This window comes from Bacillus cereus group sp. BceL291, assembly GCF_051776705.1.
GTDB classification, from domain to species: domain Bacteria; phylum Bacillota; class Bacilli; order Bacillales; family Bacillaceae_G; genus Bacillus_A; species Bacillus_A cereus.
Genome location: NZ_JBPWAP010000276.1, coordinates 1 through 259, shown reverse-complemented (window position 1 = coordinate 259; position 259 = coordinate 1). Strand labels below are relative to the sequence as shown.

Here is a 259-nt window from a genome sequence, read left to right as displayed (position 1 = left end):
AACTGAGATTACAAGTGAAGTGAAAAGGCTTCAAAAAGATATACGTACAATGAGTTCAGTAGAATTAATGGATTCTAGCTTTAAGAGAATTCAATATGTACGATATGCCGACGATTTCCTAATAGGGATAATTGGTTCAAAACAGGACGCAGAAGAAGTAAAGAAAGACCTTACGGCTTTTCTAAAGAATAAACTAAATCTTGAACTATCATCAGAGAAAACACTCATTACACATGGGAAAATGAAAGCGAGATTCCTT

At 34.0% G+C, this 259-nt stretch carries 1 protein-coding gene; it reads left to right on the top strand.

Going from position 1 to position 259, the window contains the following annotated elements:
- Positions 1-259 (top strand): reverse transcriptase domain-containing protein (locus ACS2CR_RS34565; RefSeq protein WP_438906174.1); only part of this gene is annotated, 259 nt, incomplete at both ends.